This is a genomic window from Moritella viscosa (assembly GCF_900120065.1).
In the GTDB taxonomy this organism is placed as follows: domain Bacteria; phylum Pseudomonadota; class Gammaproteobacteria; order Enterobacterales; family Moritellaceae; genus Moritella; species Moritella viscosa.
The window spans coordinates 12,261-30,564 of the sequence record NZ_FPLG01000156.1; the positions used below are offsets into that span (position 1 = coordinate 12,261).

The following is an 18,304-nucleotide window of genomic DNA, read 5'->3' on the forward strand; positions in this document are numbered from 1 at the left end:
TCTGGATAACATCATTTATTTTACTAACGCTATTAGTGAGTAATAGATTAGTTAGATTTTTTTGCTAATACTTTCTGTTCTAACTGGCGAATGAACGCTTGTTCTTGCTCAATGGCTTCTTCTGTTAATGGGTTACGCGACCCATCCATTAATAAACCATCGACAGCTTCTGCAATGCGCTCTGCTGCACCTAGCATTAGACTGTAATTGTGAGATGCCTGACCAGCACACGGGAACATCATAAATAGTGATACACCTGGTGATTCAAATTGCTCCATCATATCAATATCAAACACACCCGGTTTAACCATGTTAGCTAAACTAAAGATAACGGGTCCTTTACCTGCTGCATCAACATGACGGTGGAAAATATCCATCGCACCAAATTTAAAGCCAAACGCTGATAATTCTTGTAGTAACTCAGCACCTGCAATACTCTTGCCTTCACGTGCCATGATATTAATCACAAATACCGCTTCATCCGCAGTGTCATCGACAGGTTTATCTTGTGCAGTTGCTGCGTGAGTATCTGTATTATCGGCTGTATCGACACCACTATTATCAAGATCGTTTTGCGTCTGACTTTCTGCTGCCACTTGCTCTTCTAGCACAGGGGCAGATTTAACTTCAACCGCTGACGTTTCAACAACATCATAACTGACATCATTCATCGCGGTATCAATCGTTGGCGAAGGTGTTTCAACATCCGACGCAGTAAACGCTCCGGTTAGCACTGTCGTATCCTGCGTAACTTCCGCTGCACCAAACTGAGGTTCAATTTTCTCAACGGTCATCGGGGTTGGTTCAACGGGTGCTTTAGTCACACTGATGTTCTGTTCTACAGGCTGACTAACAACACGTTTTTCGCCGATACCATCAAGGTCAAACCCTTGTTTATCTTTAACGTTAGCGTCAACTTTGCTTAATGGTTTATCTTTTAATGGTTTTACTTGATTCTTTTTATTTGACCAAAGGCCATGGGCAACTAAAGCAACAATTGCAATAAACCCTAAAATGATGAGAACAAGTCGCAAATCTTGCATAACAGCCTATCTCTTAATGTTAATGGTCTGTAAGTTCAATCGCAGTCGAAATATCGACAGCGACTATTCGAGAGACCCCTGGTTCATGCATGGTCACTCCGATTAATTGCTGAGCCATTTCCATGGCTAACTTATTATGACTAATATAAATAAATTGTACTGTTTCTGACATCTCCTGAACCAGTTTACAAAAACGCCCGACATTTAATTCATCGAGTGGTGCATCAACTTCATCTAGCATACAAAATGGCGCAGGATTTAATCTAAATATTGCAAAGACTAACGACAGTGCCGTTAATGCTTTTTCACCACCGGAAAGTAAAGAAATTCGTGCATTCTTTTTCCCTGGCGGTCGCGCCATAATGGTTACTCCCGTGTCTAATAAATTGCTCGATGTTAGCTCTAACCAAGCTGCACCGCCGCCAAACACTTTAGGAAATAACATTTTAAAATCATCATTAATTTTTTCAAACGTGGTCGCAAAGCGCGCCTTAGTCTGCTTATCTATTTTAACAATCGCGGCTTCTAACGTAGCAATGGCTTTTTCTAAGTCATCGGTTTGTTCATCTAAATACTGTTTACGCTGCGATTGTTGTTCATATTCTTCGACTGCAGCAAGGTTGACAGCACCAATGTTCTGTAACTGTACTTCAAACTGTTTTAGCTGCTGCTGATATTCTTTCAGTGTTAATATATTAACACACTCACGTTTCAATGTGTCTATATCAACATTATCATCCGCAATTTGTTGATATAGTAGCTGTTCTTTGGCTTTATTGTTCGCTTGTTTTAAATCAAGCTGTTGCACTTTATCTTTAACTTTTAAGCCACTTGCCATTATCCTAGCACGTTTTTCTTCAACATCACGCTTGTCATTAAATAGTTTAGCGCGTGTTGTTTTCTTTTGCCTATTATCATTTTCAATCGCAATTTGTTTTTCTGCAGCAATAGCACGCGCAGTTTCTAACTGTTGCAAGTTTTCAGCATATAGTGAGTTGTCACCTAATGCAGCAATATCTTGTAGAATTGTTTGGTATTGAGAGTCAGTTTTAGCAATTAATTGCTGCTGTTTCTCAATTTCGACCGTAAACTTGGTTTTAACCAAAAGTAATTGCTGTACTTGTTTCTCAAGTACCTTCTGTTCTTGTAAAAATCGTGCTTTATCTGCTTTTGCCGTTTCTGATTTTTGAATCAAACCATCATCACTAGCAAGCTGTTCAATCGTCACCTTAATCGAGATTATCTGTTCATTCAAACGCTGTACTTCTTCGGCTTCAATCGCCAATAAATTATCAAGTGTTGATAAGCGTGTATTTAACTGATCGTGATTAAGCTGCCATTGCGCTTGCTGTTGCTGTAATAAGCCCAATTCAATCGTTAATTGTGATACTTCACTTTGTTTTAAAGTCAGGTTAGCTTGAACCTTATCAATTTGATCTTGGTAATCAACCTGTGTCACCGACAACGCTGTTAACTGATGCTGCTGCGTTGCTATCATAGTTTCAACTGCAAATAAACGCGCCTGTTGCTGCGATGCCTGCTGCTGCATTTCAATACGACCTTGCGCAGAAGTCACATTAGCTTTCGCATGTTGTGATAACCACACGCCTTCATCGGTAAACCAATCACCATGGGCAGTGATATAACTGTATTCTCCATGGCAATCAGCACCCGCTTGCGCATCATTAATCGTTGCAGCACAAGTCACTTGATTCAGCTGACGATTGAATAGGTTATTTTTGACCTTACTTGCTAACGAACCAGCGCGTGCAACACAATTACTCGGTTTGAACCATTGCAAAGCAGGTAACTCAGCCAAATTAAATTGTGCAAGTTGCTCGTCACTAATGCAGTAAGCATCAAGCCAGTTTGCGAGTACTTTCTCAACTGCAGCTTCCCAACCGGGTTCTACATCTAACTGTTGTAATAATTTTAACGGTATAGACTCGAAATTACATTCTAACCAGGTATGCGCATGATTAGCATGTTCCGCTTTACGTAATAACTCAGTAATAACACTCAGTGATGCTTTAATTTCAGTTTGTTCAGTCACGTTTTTTTGAATATAAGTCTCAAGTTCTGAAACTTGTTTATTAATCCCTTGAAAACCGTTATTCAAGCCAGCGAGTTCATGCCCTAAGCGCGTTTCTTGAGACTGTAGTTGTTGCTGTTCTGTGATTTTATCCTTAATAAGTACTTGTTTACTGTTTAGCAATAGCAGCTGCTGTTCTGCTTTTAAATCACTTCGTTGTACTTTACTTTTATTAAGTACTGATTCTGCACTTTGTAAGGCATTGGTCAGTACATCAAGTTTACTCGTAAAGCGCTGAACCTTATCAAGGTATACCGCATGCTGCGCGATAGCTTGATCACTACTGATAGTTGCAGATGCTAGCGATTGTTCAATCACTAATAATTCGGCCGCCATACGGTTATAGTCTGTTTCAGTCAATAATGATTGCTGCTGATGGACTTGTAATTGTGCTTGCTCTTCTTTCAGTAAGATTTGTAACTTGTCACTTTGCTGTTGGTATTCTTGTTGCTTACCAGCAGACTCTTGCTTACGTGCTTTGTGATGCAGTATTTTCTGTTCTATCTTGGTTAACTCTGTACCTTGTAAATAAAACGTTTGTTGCTGGTTTTCAATCAGTACCGTTAATTCATTTAACTGTACGTCAAAATCCGTCATTTGAGTCTGAAGTTTAGTGGCTGTTGCAGTGAACTTTTCCTGCTCACTCATTAACACCAATTTTTGCTGTGCAAGTTGATTAATTGAACGCTCTACATCATATATCTGCACTAAACCAAGACGGCTTTTCGCTTCTCGCTGTTGTTGTTTTAGTGATCTAAATTGTTGCGCGACAACTGACTGTACTTTCAACTTATCAATTTGCACACCTAATTCAATCCGAATGTCAGCAAGTCGATTTAAGTTATCTTTGGTTTGATTAATACGTAATTCGGTTTCGCGACGTTTTTCTTTATATTTAGAAATGCCAGCAGCTTCTTCAATAAAGTGACGTAATTCATGAGGTTTGGACTCAATTAAACGCGAAATCATACCTTGTTCAATAATCGCATAACTGCGAGGACCTAACCCTGTACCTAAAAACAGTTCTGTTACATCTTTACGACGGCATTTTTTACCGTTGAGGTAATATTGATTTGTACCATCTCGATATAATTCACGACGAATAGACACTTCATTATACTGTAATAAAGCATGGTCTATACGTTGTTGGGCATTATCAAATAGCAGTTCAACACTGGCTCTTGAGACAGGAGAGCGCGCCACTGAACCGTTAAAAATAACGTCAGACATTGCATCACCACGTAAGTGCTTGGCCGAGCTTTCACCCAGCACCCAGCGTACAGCATCAATAATATTTGATTTACCACAACCATTAGGACCAACAACAGCGGTCATATCGTGCGGAAAAAGCAATTCTGTAGTATCAACAAATGACTTGAAGCCAGATATTTTGATCTTTTTAAGGTACATATCAAACAACGCATATAGAATAACCAGAAAACTTTAGCAGATGTATCTGCAATATTAAAGATTCGTCTAAGCAGAATAGAAAAGCTGTTGCTTTTTACTGCACTTTTTATCCCAATATAGCCGAACCACAGTAACCGCATGATAAGATATGCGACATAAACCATTCACAAGGCGTCATATAATATGCTTTCAGTAAAACCATCGTTATCGGGGTTTCAATATTTCTTGCAAGGTTTTGACTTGATCCGTCAACCTAAGCTAAGACCTTTTGTATTGATACCATTGTTAGTTAACCTCATGCTGTTTTCGGTTAGCTTTTATTTCTTATTTCAACAAATCGACGTATGGCTACACCAGCTTGAAGCAAGCTTAGACTGGTTAAGTTGGTTAGTTTATATCATCAAACCCCTAGCCTTCATCCTTATACTGCTATTGTTCGGGTTCTTTTTTGGTACTATTGCCAATATTATTGCCGCACCGTTTAATGGCCTATTAGCAGAACAAACCGAACTGCTATTGAGTAATAAGCCGATGCCAGAAAGTAGCATCAAAGATATTATATTAGATATCCCGCGTGTACTGACACGTGAGCTTAAAAAGATAAAATACTACATTCCCCGTGCTATTGGTTTACTGCTGTTATTTTTCATTCCGGTGGTAGGTCAGACAGTCGCCCCAGTATTGTGGTTTATCTTTACCGCATGGATGCTAGCTATTCAATATGCCGATTATACCTTTGATAATAACAAAGTCGGCTTTGACGAGATGCGCAGTGAACTATCATCAAACCGTATGCAATCGTTAAGTTTTGGTTCTATGGTTGCACTGTGTCAGTCTATTCCTGTGGTTAATTTTATGATCATGCCTGTTGCCGTATGTGGCGCGACGGCAATGTGGGTTGATAATAACGAGAAATAATCACTATAAATAACCGAGTGAAATAAAAAAAGACCCAACTAATTAATTAGCTGGGTCTTTTAATATTTTCAATAACGATGGCTATATCGTTTAGTTCCACATTAACAATATTTAAGTGCTAGCAACGTTTTAATACGAGGGAACCGACAGAGTAACCAGCACCAAACGAGCAGATTAACGCAAGATCACCACTTTCCATACCGTCTTGGTGTAAATGGAAAGCAATTATAGAACCTGCTGACGCCGTATTTGCGTATTCATCAAGAATAATAGGCGCTTCAGTAGATGATGGATCACGACCCAATAACTTCTTCGCTAAATAATTATTCATGTTGATATTCGCTTGATGTAACCATAGGCGTTTAAAATTACTCGCTTGTAACTCTACGCCGTTTAACTGTTCTGTGATCAAGTTATAAACCGTAGGTAATACTTCTTTAAATACCTTGCGACCATTTTGCATAAAGAAACTTGAATCAGCATGTATATCAGCGCCTTCACTGCGGCTTAAATACCCAAGGTTATTACGGATATTATTTGAGTACTGGGTAAACAACTTACTATCAATAATCTCGTAGCAGTCTTCACTCGTTGCCGTCGCTTTATTTTCAATAACGACAGCAGTACACACATCTCCAAAAATGAAGTGGCTGTCACGGTCTTTAAAATTTAAATGCGCAGAGCAAATTTCAGGGTTAACGACTAATGCTGTTTTACTTCGCCCAGATTTAACGGCGTCCATCGCATTGGCAATAGCAAAAGTTGCTGACGAACAAGCAACACTCATATCATAAGCAAAACCATTCGCACCAAGATAATATTGCAATTCAACCGCCATTGCAGGGTATGCGCGTTGGAAACCAGACGCAGCAAAGATGATTAAATCAATATCTTTTGCTTCTTTATTTGCACTTGCTAATGCTTGCTTTGCGGCAACTAACGCCATTTGAACCGTAATACTGGGTTCATCGTCAGCAATCGGTTGAAATACCGGTCGCATGATTGCAGGATCTAAAATACCCGTTTTACTCATCACAAAACGACTTTTAATGCCCGATGCTTTCTCAATGAATTCACTGCTTGAATGCGCTTTCGCAGTTATTTCTCCAGCGTCAATCGCAGCTGCATTATCAGTATTAAAATTATCAACGTAACAATTAAAGCTCGTTACTAATTCATCATTACTAATTGCATCAGGAGGGGTAAATAAACCGCTACCACTAATTACTACATTACTCATTACATTGTCCTTTAGTGGCTAATTAGCTTTAGCCACTATCAACGAAGTTGGGATACAGTGACCACTAAAATAAAGCAAACAGTTAGCTAGATCTAGTTCCCGATCCGACAAAAATGAAAAAATCCCCTCCTGTTATCAAATAACAGTCATTAAAAATGCGGGGTAAACGCTAAACTATAGAATTAACAAGGAACTAATCTATCGCATTTGGTCTATATATAGAGTGGACTCAGCGCAATACGTCAGCCAATTAATAATTTGTATAGCTAAAATTAATTTGTGGCCAAACTATAATGTCAGTACTGTGCATACAAATGGTTATAAGTGCTTATCATTTTAGAACCTAACGATATAACAAAACAGCATTTTCAATTTTCAAACTTATCAGTATGCTTAAGCTATAAGTTACGAGTATTCATTTATATAGGGAAATCTCATGAGCCAAATTTTACAAGACAATACACTGTCTATCGGTAACACACCTTTAGTTCGTTTAAACCGTGTAACGACAGGTAACGTCTTTGCAAAAATAGAAAGCCGTAATCCAAGTGCGAGTATTAAATGCCGTATCGGTGCCAACATGATCTGGCAAGCAGAAAAAGACGGTCTCTTAAAAGAAGGGATTGATATCGTAGAGCCAACAAGTGGTAATACTGGTATTGCATTAGCATTTGTTGCTGCGGCTCGTGGTTATAAGCTCACATTAACAATGCCAAATACAATGAGCCTAGAACGTCGTAAATTACTTAAAGCATTAGGCGCAAATCTCGTTCTAACAGATGGCGCGAAGGGTATGAAAGGCGCGATTGATAAAGCGACTGAAATCCGTGATGCAAATCCAGAAACAACTATTTTATTACAACAATTTGAAAATCCAGCTAACCCAGCAATCCACGAGCAAACAACAGGTCCAGAAATCTGGGAAGCAACCGATGGTCAAGTTGATATTTTAGTATCAGGTGTAGGTACTGGCGGTACGATTACAGGTACAAGCCGCTACATTAAATTAAATAAAGGTAAAGAACTTTTATCTGTTGCTGTTGAACCAACTAATTCACCAGTTATCACTCAAGCAAAAGCGGGTGAAGCATTAACGCCAGGTCCACATAAAATCCAAGGTATTGGCGCAGGTTTCATCCCAGGTAACCTTGATCTAGAAATGGTCGACCGTGTAGAACTAGTATCAAATGAAGACTCTATTGAAATGGCACAACGCCTAATGAAAGAAGAAGGTATCTTAGCCGGTATTTCTTCAGGTGCTGCGGTTGTTGCTGCAGCCCGTTTAGCTGCGTTACCTGAATTTGCAGATAAGAACATTGTCGTTATCCTGCCATCATCGGGCGAACGTTACTTAACTACTGCATTATTTGATGGCGTATTTACTGAGCAAGAGCTCCAACAATAGTCACACTCGTATTGTAAAAGTTACAACAGCAATCTTACATTTACATTTAATTAACAAGATTAACAAAAGCCGCACTAGCGGCTTTTTTTTGTACAAGCCACTTTTTTTATTCCTATTGATAGCGGTCACACTTTGCCTCTTTTGTTGTAATTAAACTACAACACGGGTGTAAATTAGGGGTAATATACTGACATCGCATTGTTTTGTCGTAAAACTTACAGAAACATGATCTATACCCATTTTTTGTATGAAAAAAAGTTATTTTACTCTGTGAAATTAGATTACAATTACACTTATGGTTATAGTAAAAATCTCTTTTAGAATCGTTATTTTAAGGAAAAGTTATGTATCAAAAATCAGTTGTAATTATCGCACCAAACGGTCTTCACACTCGTCCTGCTGCTCTTTTCGTAAAAAAAGCAAAAGAATTCGAATCAAAAGTTTCTGTTGAAGCTGGCGGTAAATCTGCAAGTGCTACAAGCTTATTTAAACTACAAACGTTAGGCCTTTCTAAAGGTGTAACTATGACTATTTCTGCTGAAGGTACTGACGAGCAAGCGGCTGTTGAAGCGCTAGCTGCTCTTATGGATGTTTTAGAATAAACCCCATCCGTTATTAACGTATTTTTTATATTGAAGTAAGGAAAGGTTATGATATCAGGCATTCTCGCCTCACCAGGTATTGCTTTTGGTAAAGCACAATTATTCATTAATGAAGAAATTGTTCTTAACCAACAAACGATTGAAACTGCACAGATCGATGAACAAATAGCTATCTTTTTAGCTGCTAGGGATAAATCTGCGACACAGCTTGAAGCTATAACGGAAATGGCACGCCAAACATTTGGCAACGAGAAAGCTGAAATCTTCGAGGGACATATGATGTTACTTGAAGATGAAGAGCTTGAAGAAGATATCGTAACCTTTATTAAAAAAAATAAAGTATCGGCAGATTTTGCAATTCACAGCATCATTGAAGAAAACGCTGAAATGATGGCAGCATTAGACGACCCTTATTTAAGAGAGCGCGCTGCGGATTTCCGTGATATCGGTAATCGAATCGTAAAAAATGCGCTTGGCATGGAAATCGTGTCACTAAGCGCTATCAAAGAACAAGTGATTCTAATCGCAAGCGATTTAACACCTTCAGAAACAGCACAGATTAACCTAGATAAAATTTTAGGTTTCGTGACTGATTTAGGTGGCCGTACCGCACATACATCAATCATGGCGCGTTCACTAGAACTGCCAGCGGTTGTTGGTACAGGCAACGTAACTGAAATAATCAAATCAGGCGACTTCGTGATTCTTGATGCAATTAACAATAATGTTATTGTTAACCCATCAGAAGACGTAATCAAAGAATACAAAGCAATTCAAGCACAGTTCCTTGCTGATAAAGCTGAACTGCTTAAAATGAAAGACTTACCTGCTATTACACTCGACGGCCATCACGTAGAAGTGTGTGGTAATGTTGGTACAGTAAAAGACTGTGCTGGTGTTATCCGTAACGGCGGTGAAGGCGTTGGTCTTTACCGTACCGAATTCCTATTCATGGATCGTGATAGCTTACCAACTGAAGATGAACAGTTCGAAGCATATAAAGCGGTTGCAGAAAGCATGAATGGTCAAGGTGTGATCATTCGTACTATGGATATTGGTGGCGATAAAGACCTACCATACCTAAATTTACCAAAAGAAATGAACCCATTCTTGGGTTGGCGCGCGATCCGAATCTGTTTCGACCGTCCAGAAATCATGAACGCACAGCTACGCGCTATTTTACGTGCCTCTGCATTTGGTAAAGTTCGCATTATGTACCCAATGATTATTTCTGTAGAAGAAGTACGTCGCCTTAAGGACATTCTTGAGACATTGAAAGCTGAATTAACAGCTGAAGGTCACGCTTTTGATAAAACAATTGAAACAGGTGTTATGGTTGAAACACCAGCAGCGGCCGCAATTGCACATCACCTTATTAAAGAAGTCGACTTCTTTAGTATTGGTACTAACGATCTAACGCAGTACACACTTGCGGTAGACCGTGGTAACGAGATGATCTCAGATCTATATAACCCACTAACTCCAGCCGTGCTAACACTGATTAAACAGGTTATCGATGCTTCACATGCAGCAGGCAAGTGGACTGGTATGTGTGGTGAACTTGCGGGTGACGACACTGCAACACTACTACTACTAGGCATGGGTTTAGATGAGTTCTCTATGAGCGGTATCTCAATTCCTAAAGTGAAAAAAACGATTCGAAATGCTAATTTTTCTGATGTTAAAGAATTAGCGGTTCAAGCATTAAGCTGTGCAACTGCAGGTGAAATAGCTGAGCTAGTGGCTCAGTTCACTAAACAGCGCGCTGCTTGCTAATTTTTTCAGTTATCGTAGCATCTAATCTTGTAAGATAATGTTATGATGACAACGTAAAGTTATTGGTTATAAATACGTGAATAACCAATAACTATGTCTACCAAATTCTAGGAGTTAAAAATGGGATTATTCGATAAATTAAAAAAACTGGTTTCAGACGACAGTAATGACAGCAATACGTTACACATTGTTTCTCCACTTGCCGGTGAAATCGTTGCTATCGAAGATGTGCCAGATGTTATCTTTGCTGAAAAAATTGTTGGTGACGGTATCGCTATCAACCCAACAGGTAACAAGCTAGTTGCTCCAGTAACAGGTGAGATCGTAAAAATTTACGAAACTAACCACGCATTCGCAATTCGTTCAGACGAAGGTCTAGAAGTGCTAGTTCACTTCGGTTTAGATACAGTTGAATTACGCGGTGAAGGCTTCACACGTATTGCTGAAGAAGGTCAACATATCAATGCTGGTGAAACTATCATTGAGTTCGATCTAGCACTACTAACTGAAAAAGCTAAATCAGTAATCACACCTTGTATCATCTCAAATATGGATGAAATTAAGAGCATGGAAAAATTCTCTGGTTCAGTTGCACTAGGTGAAACTATTGTTCTTAAAGTGATTAAGGACTAGTACTTAAATTAGCTAAAGACTCGTTTTTAACTATACATTAAGTATTCAAAAAAGAGCTATGGATAGCTCTTTTTTTTCGCCTGTATTTTCTTATCACTAACGCCCATCCACAGATAAAAAGTATTCCCATTCTGTTGTCTATTAATTTAGGCAACAAACAGTTGCATCACAGTGCAGTTTCTACCATCCTTTTTAGCTTGATAAAGTGCTTTATCAGCTTCTTCTTCCAACGCAAATACATTGATGCTTTGCCCAATGCTCACACCAATGCTAGCGGTTACCTTTATTTCTAACGCTTGTTTTTTTATAGTATGATTCATAATCGCCAGACGGATGTCTTCGGCAAGATTTTCCATACTTTTAGCTGATATCAGTGGTGAATAAATACTGAATTCTTCCCCACCAGTTCGTGCATAAACATACGTTGGGCTACAGGCTTTGGCAATAATCATCGCAATATCTTTAATGACTAAATCGCCAGTCGCATGACCATACTCATCATTCACACGTTTAAAGTGGTCGATATCAAGAATCATAACCGCAGCTTTTTTATGCGACGGTAAGGCTGCAATCGCATGCTGGTAGCCACGACGATTATAAATATTAGCTAACGGATCAACAAAAGACATATGCCGTAATGAAAATGCATTACGCTGAGTGCAGAACATTAAATAACAGAATGTAAGAAAGCACTGACTCATTAAAAGATTGATGCAGGCTAACGCCGTTGAGAGTTCAATACTTTTCATTAAACTGGAATCATGATACAACAACAGTATGCGGGTAACGTTTAGAGAGAACGCCAATAGGCACGCAAGAATACAAATATACCGAGTGCTACCATACTGCTTACCTTGATACTTAAATAAATAATAACAGTTAAAAATTAGGCTTATTGTTATGGATAAAGAGAGTACCGTCGTGCTGAATAACATCGGTGTTTCAACTAATAATCCATAAGCATACAAGGGCACAATAATCAGGAACTGACTAGCATAGAGCCAAAATAGAGATTGTTTTATCTGAAGAAAACGATGGAAACCATGAGGAATTTGACATACACCAACACACAATAATAGATTTGGAAGCATGAGGTTTAACCATTCATTATTGGTATAGCCATCCAGTTTCAAGAACCAAAATTTTTCAGTGATAATAAACGCAAACGCTAATACAATTAAGGTCGCGACAAGCCAGTTACTCACCCCCTCATAACGTCGGTTACTAATCCAAACACAAACCATAATAATAGCGAGAAATAACAATCCAATAGTAGTGAATATTGCGACAGAAAACAGATCTAATAAGGCAAAAGGCATGAGATTCATTAAACTCTAAAAAGTGATATGTAATGACTTATTCAACACAAAGAACTTACCGTACAACTGCATATTAATCAAGTCGATCGTGCATTCCCTAATAGTCCATAATCATGCGATGACTAATTGTACCATCTGCTATGACGCTTATTACTGACATAGTTAATATCTCAATTAGCTGAGTAACGACCACCCTAAGTATTAAGATTTCATTTGAGATTGCGGAATGAAATAACAGCACATTACGATAAGCAACACCTATCAAAATGCAAAGTTTAATCAACTGTACCTATTTTAGTTTTTTTTGCATAATAGCTACATCAAGACGACACAGACACAACGTCTTAACCACATTTTACTTTATATCAGACAAGCATGTTAGCTTAATTAATAGCTACGTTAAGGAATATATTATGACTACATTAGTATCAAAAGAAGGCCAAGCGGTTCCACAAGTGACATTCCCAATCCGTCAAGGTGATGCATGGGTTAACCCTACAACAGAAGAACTATTTTCCAACAAAACGGTGATTGTATTCAGTCTGCCAGGCGCATTCACACCAACTTGTTCATCAAGCCATTTACCACGCTACAACGAATTAGCTAACGTATTTTCAGCACATGGCGTGGATGAAATTCTATGTGTATCAGTAAACGATACCTTTGTAATGAACGCATGGAAAGATAATCAAGAAGCAGAAAACATCACTTTCATTCCAGATGGTAACGGTGAATTCACTGAAGGCATGGGCATGTTAGTTAACAAATCTGACATCGGTTTTGGCAAACGCTCATGGCGTTACAGCATGCTGGTTAAAAACGGCGTGGTAGAAAAAATGTTTATCGAAGCTGACGAACCAGGCGACCCATTTAAAGTTTCTGATGCAGACACTATGCTAGATTATGTTGCGCCGGAATATAAAGTACAAGAATCGATTACCGTATTTACTAAACCAGGTTGTCCCTTCTGCGCAAAAGCAAAACAAACTTTAATTGACCAAGGTCTAAACTACGAAGAAGTCGTACTAGGTAAAGATGCAACAACAGTAAGCCTACGTGCAGTAACAGGTCGCAGCACAGTCCCACAAATCTACATTGGTGGTAAGCACATAGGAGGTAGCGAAGAATTAGATAAGCACTTCGCTTAATTACAACTACATTATCGGGCAACGAATCTCACATGTAGTTACCAGTTAGCAATAAAAAAGGAAGCACTATGCTTCCTTTTATTGTTTCAGCTTAGCTGCCTATTCATCAATTAATCTATGATTTTCGATACTTTACCTTGCTCAAATTTATAAACAATCGTACCGAATCGGTTTTGCCAGTATCTCCAGCTATCTAATTTTAAACTCTCAGTTTTATGTGCAGGCGGGAAACCACGACTCGTGATAACGGCATGTTTACTCATACCAAGAACTACATCACCTTTCTGAATAGCCGTTTTTTCTAATGCATTAAACTCCGTTAAATTAACAGGTTCAGCACTAAATGTACGAGTCATCAATGTAACCACATCGACCTTAGTAAACTTCTCAATATTTTTTAGTGTAATCGAGCTACCCGCATAGCTGAACGTAATTGTCGATGCGTTAACATCCGTGACGACAACTTGTGAGTTAACCGGAATATGCTCACCTCTTTTATAGTTTGTCGAGATCACATTGCCTTTTTCAGTCCACATACCCACTTGCGTATAAAGTGTTGTACTGTCATCAATAAGCGCTTGCTGTTGAGAGTTCAATTGTACAGATGCACAGCCACTAATAACCAGAGCTATTAATGCTAATCCAATTACTTTTATTTTGTTTATGACTTTCATATTTTCCCCTTTTATATTTTAAATACTTTAGCAATATCCTGTAATGACGTGGCTAACTGAGCTTGCTCTTTTGCTGTCATTGCTATTTGCGCAGAACCAGTTGCTGATTCCATCGATTTTTGTTTTACATCAACAATATTTTTAGCCACATCTTGAGTAACCACTGATTGTTCTTCAATCGCTGTTGCAATCTGCTCAGTCATTGAGAATATCTGGTTAACAGATGCTGTTATATCCTGTAATGTTTTAGCCACGTCTTGCGAATTACTAACTGCTTCAGACGCTTTTGTTTGGCTTACTTCAATCACATTAAACGCAGCATCAGCATCCGCTTGTAACGCACTAATAAAACTTTCAATCTCTGCGGTTGACTCTTGGGTACGCTTGGCTAATGTTCTCACTTCATCAGCTACGACAGCAAAACCACGTCCTTGTTCCCCTGCTCGCGCCGCTTCAATCGCCGCATTTAACGCTAATAAATTAGTTTGGTCTGCAACCGATTTGATCACATCGACCATATTAGTAATGTTATTACTGCTCGTATGCAGGTTAGTAATACGCTGTGCTAAGCTATCAATCTCACAGGCTAAACCTTCAATAGACAATGATGATTGTTGTACGATCTCAAAACCGCTTACCGCTTGCGTATCCACTTCTTTCGCAGAATCCGCTGTCAACTGCGTATTCTGCGCCACTTCTTTTACCGTTGCAGACAACTCTTCAATCGCGGTAGCAATCAAGCTAATCCCATCTTGCTGCTCAGCTAGCGACTTTGAACTGTAGTCACACGTTTGCGCTGTTTCTTCTGCCGCAGATGCAAGCGTAATACTTGATGTTGAAATGTTATCCATCGCACCCGCAAATTGAGATAACGTAAGATTCAGTGCTGAAGCTATTTGTCCTAACTCACTCTCACCCGCCAGTTTAGTTTGAACAGTTAAATCATTATTGTCACGCACTTCGGTCATCACATCCATTAACTCATTTACTCTCGACATTAAATCTCGAATAGTAATAAAGCTAATCACAACAACAATAACTATAATCAGCACACTAAACACGACGTTCATCATCAAAACTGTAACAGCACTATTACGATGATTATCAGCGAGTGTTAATAACGAGCGTTCAAGATCGTCTTCGATCAGTTTCAATTGGCCAATACGCGCACTGGCTTGGCTAAACCAATATTCGGCATCAACATTAAACTCCGTCGAATTAGTCTCGGCGATATGTCTTAGCTTCATGACTTCTTTCACTGCTGGGGTATTTAACTGCTGAACAAAAAAATTGTTATTACTGCTTGTTGCAAATGTTTTAAAATTTAAAAAATAGGTTTCTTGCTCAACCACTAATGAAATAAATTTAACAAAATTATCTGTCGCAAAATGATCTTTAGAAAACACATTGCTTAACACCGCACGTTCTATTCCAGCACGCTCTTTACCTTGTAAAAAATTATAGTAAGCAATTGTTTCTGCGGTGATACTAGCATCACTACTTATATCTACGATTAAACCAGAGACACTTAACAACTTGGCATTCAATTGTGTATAATAACGTAACGCCGATGCTAACTCAATATTTTGTGCATCAACTTTGTTACGAATACTAGTAAGCATAGATAAATCTTGTGTAATTCTCATGTGGAGTTGCTGGATTTGGTTATCTGAAAATTCATTTTGTTGCCAAAAACGCATCATTTTAGCTTGCTTCGCGTCCGTATCTGCACGTTGTTTACGTAATTTAACGCTAAACTTGCTGCCGTTAGAACCAATAAAGCCTGCTGTCATACCCCGTTCTTTTTGTAATTCATGCACTAATTCGCTGTACTCCACAGATAGGTGCGTTAATTCTGTTAACGTAGACATCTCTTTACGAGTTTCAATACTTTGGGAGATAGAAGAAAAACTCAACCACAAAAAACCCAACATAGGCAAAGCCAACAACATAAGTATTTTATGCTTAAACGATACATCTGAAAATTTCATAATAATCCCTGAACACGTAAATAAAGTACCAAAATATATAGCAATAGAGTAAAGACTATAACCACGGCAATAAATGATACCTACATATATAATTGAATTAATGTTTACGTAACATAGTGATTAAGATCACATTTACTTATTCTGGCGCAATAAAATTTGGGCAAGCGATTGAATAATACGCAATTTAAATGCGATTTTTATATATGGATAAGCAAGAGTTCCGTCAATAACCATTAAAATTAAAATAACTGATTGTTTTATCAATAAAAAAACACCTATTATAAATACGTTATTTCATACCTTAGCTATAGCTAAAACGACGGTAGTATTTTGGCAATGCTCAACATCACACAGCAGGAAACAACATCCATTACGGTTTTTTCAATCATTCCAACACTAATAGTCTTAAACTATCAAACTGAAACAATCAATCGATTGTAACTATGCGTTGTTTTTTTGCATAATAGCTACATCAAGACGAGGCAGACACTTCGTCCCCCCAAATTTGAATATAAAATAAGTGCGACAAACAAACTCCGTTTTCGCCATAACATTTTTTAAGGCTAAATTATGAATATGATAAATGTAGATGTAGCAGTAATTGGCGGTGGCACAGCAGGACTAGGCGCATACCGTGCAGCAAAGGCACATTCAGATAATGCCGTGATTATCGAAGGTGGGCCTTATGGAACAACTTGTGCGCGTGTTGGTTGTATGCCATCGAAACTACTGATTGCTGCAGCTGAAAGTGTACATCACATTCAAAAAGCACCAGGCTTTGGTATTCACCCACAAGGCGAAACCGTCATTAACGGTATAGAAGTTATGGCGCGAGTTAAAAGTGAGCGAGACCGTTTTGTTGGCTTTGTCGTCGAAGGTGTTGATGAAATCCCAGCTCAAGATAAAGTGTCTGGTTATGCAAAATTCTTAAATAATACTACATTACTTGTTGATGACCATACGCAAATAAACGCTAAACGTATTGTGATTGCAACGGGTTCACGTCCTGCTTATCCAGCTATATGGAACGAATTAGGCGACCGCCTTGTTATCAACGATGATGTCTTTGAATGGGATGATTTACCAAAATCAATCGCGGTGTTTGGGCCTGGAGTGATAGGTCTGGAACTAGGTCAGTCGTTAAAGCGCCTTGGTGTTGAAGTAATCATATTTGGTCTTGGTGGCCAAGTGGGTCCATTAACAGATCCAGCAGTCATGGCATATGCGAATAAATCATTTAATGAGGAATTCTACCTCGATGCCGATGTAAAAGTTGAAAGCATGAAACGTCAAGGTGACCATGTTGAAATTAAGTATTTAGATCATCAGCAAGCACTACAAACGGTTAATGTTGAATACGTTCTAGCAGCCACTGGACGTCGTCCAAATGTGGATAAAATTGGCCTACAAAATACCACCCTTGAACTGGATGAACGCGGGGTACCAACGGCAGATTATTACACCATGCAAACATCCGTAGAAAGTATCTTTATTTCGGGTGATGCCAGTAACCAAATACCACTATTACACGAAGCAGCCGACCAAGCACGTATTGCCGGTGATAACGCGGGACGTTTCCCACAAATCAGAGCGGGCTTACGTCGATCCGTTATATCAGCTGTATTTACAGACCCGCAGATTGCTATGGTAGGTGAAACATATAAACAAATCATCGAACGACTGGGTAACTGTGGTTGTTTTGAAACGGGGACCGTATCATTTGAAAACCAAGGCCGATCACGTGTAATGCTACGTAATAAAGGTTTGTTACATGTATATGCAGAACACGGCACAGGTCTTTTCTTAGGGGCTGAAATGATTGGCCCCGACGCCGAACATTTAGCGCATTTATTAGCGTGGGCACATCAACAAAAGATGACCGTATCAGAAATGCTAGACATGCCATTCTATCACCCCGTTATTGAAGAGGGTGTAAGAACAGCACTACGAGACCTCAATGCTAAACTACATTTAGGCCCAGATATGATTAAACATTGTATGGACTGTGGCCCTGGCTGCTAGTTATAGACGCCGACAGTATTTGATTGGCTAT

General features: G+C 38.9%; 13 protein-coding genes. 7 read left to right on the top strand and 6 right to left on the bottom strand.

Translation table 11 applies throughout. From position 1 onward, the window contains the following. Nucleotides 1–47 precede the first annotated feature (47 nt). Both zipA and smc read right to left on the bottom strand, forming a co-directional pair. Nucleotides 48–1,043: a cell division protein ZipA gene (gene zipA / locus BT797_RS22310; RefSeq protein ID WP_075473594.1), complete on the bottom strand. Its 996-nt coding sequence runs from the start codon at nt 1,041–1,043 to the stop codon at nt 48–50. A 19-nt stretch (nt 1,044–1,062) separates the two neighbouring features. Then, the gene (smc, locus tag BT797_RS22315) at nt 1,063–4,545 is read right to left on the bottom strand and encodes a chromosome segregation protein SMC (protein ID WP_075473595.1); all 3,483 of its coding nucleotides are present in this window, start codon (nt 4,543–4,545) and stop codon (nt 1,063–1,065) included. Between the two features lie 183 nt (nt 4,546–4,728). Between smc and cysZ the strand changes: the two genes are divergently transcribed. Then, nucleotides 4,729–5,463 carry a sulfate transporter CysZ gene (gene cysZ / locus BT797_RS22320; RefSeq protein WP_045109567.1) on the top strand — a complete coding sequence of 245 codons (735 nt, stop codon included), beginning with the start codon at nt 4,729–4,731 and terminating at the stop codon, nt 5,461–5,463. Between the two features lie 118 nt (nt 5,464–5,581). Here the strand turns inward: cysZ and BT797_RS22325 are convergent, their stop codons facing one another. Next, entirely contained in the window at nt 5,582–6,703 is a 1,122-nt protein-coding gene (locus tag BT797_RS22325; protein WP_075473596.1) for a beta-ketoacyl-ACP synthase III, read from the bottom strand. 436 nt (nt 6,704–7,139) lie between these two features. Between BT797_RS22325 and cysK the strand changes: the two genes are divergently transcribed. From cysK to crr, 4 genes are all read left to right on the top strand, one after another. After that, nucleotides 7,140–8,108: a cysteine synthase A gene (gene cysK / locus BT797_RS22330; protein WP_045109565.1), complete on the top strand. Its 969-nt coding sequence runs from the start codon at nt 7,140–7,142 to the stop codon at nt 8,106–8,108. Between the two features lie 344 nt (nt 8,109–8,452). Continuing rightward, on the top strand, nt 8,453–8,710 hold the full coding sequence (locus tag BT797_RS22335) for an HPr family phosphocarrier protein (RefSeq protein ID WP_075473597.1): 258 nt from the start codon (nt 8,453–8,455) through the stop codon (nt 8,708–8,710). Nucleotides 8,711–8,758: 48 nt separating this feature from the next. Further along, nucleotides 8,759–10,486 carry a phosphoenolpyruvate-protein phosphotransferase PtsI gene (gene ptsI, locus BT797_RS22340; RefSeq protein ID WP_075473598.1) on the top strand — a complete coding sequence of 576 codons (1,728 nt, stop codon included), beginning with the start codon at nt 8,759–8,761 and terminating at the stop codon, nt 10,484–10,486. Between the two features lie 120 nt (nt 10,487–10,606). Further along, a complete protein-coding gene (crr, locus tag BT797_RS22345) occupies nt 10,607–11,119 on the top strand; it encodes a PTS glucose transporter subunit IIA (RefSeq protein ID WP_019442915.1) in 513 nt (170 codons plus the stop codon). Between the two features lie 146 nt (nt 11,120–11,265). On the opposite strand, the gene BT797_RS22350 is transcribed toward crr, so the two are convergent. Further along, on the bottom strand, nt 11,266–12,447 hold the full coding sequence (locus BT797_RS22350; RefSeq protein ID WP_244534298.1) for a GGDEF domain-containing protein: 1,182 nt from the start codon (nt 12,445–12,447) through the stop codon (nt 11,266–11,268). 404 nt (nt 12,448–12,851) lie between these two features. Here BT797_RS22350 and BT797_RS22355 point away from each other — a divergent pair, with 404 nt between their 5' ends. Beyond that, the gene (locus BT797_RS22355) at nt 12,852–13,586 is read left to right on the top strand and encodes a glutathione peroxidase (RefSeq protein ID WP_075473599.1); all 735 of its coding nucleotides are present in this window, start codon (nt 12,852–12,854) and stop codon (nt 13,584–13,586) included. 110 nt (nt 13,587–13,696) lie between these two features. Here BT797_RS22355 and BT797_RS22360 read toward each other — a convergent pair whose 3' ends face one another. Further along, nucleotides 13,697–14,260 (bottom strand): hypothetical protein, encoded by a 564-nt coding sequence (locus BT797_RS22360; RefSeq protein ID WP_075473600.1) that lies wholly within the window; start codon nt 14,258–14,260, stop codon nt 13,697–13,699. Nucleotides 14,261–14,271: 11 nt separating this feature from the next. After that, nucleotides 14,272–16,251: a methyl-accepting chemotaxis protein gene (locus BT797_RS22365; RefSeq protein ID WP_075473601.1), complete on the bottom strand. Its 1,980-nt coding sequence runs from the start codon at nt 16,249–16,251 to the stop codon at nt 14,272–14,274. 570 nt (nt 16,252–16,821) lie between these two features. Between BT797_RS22365 and BT797_RS22370 the strand changes: the two genes are divergently transcribed. Next, the gene (locus BT797_RS22370) at nt 16,822–18,273 is read left to right on the top strand and encodes a dihydrolipoyl dehydrogenase (RefSeq protein ID WP_075473602.1); all 1,452 of its coding nucleotides are present in this window, start codon (nt 16,822–16,824) and stop codon (nt 18,271–18,273) included. The last annotated feature ends 31 nt before the right edge of the window (nt 18,274–18,304 follow it).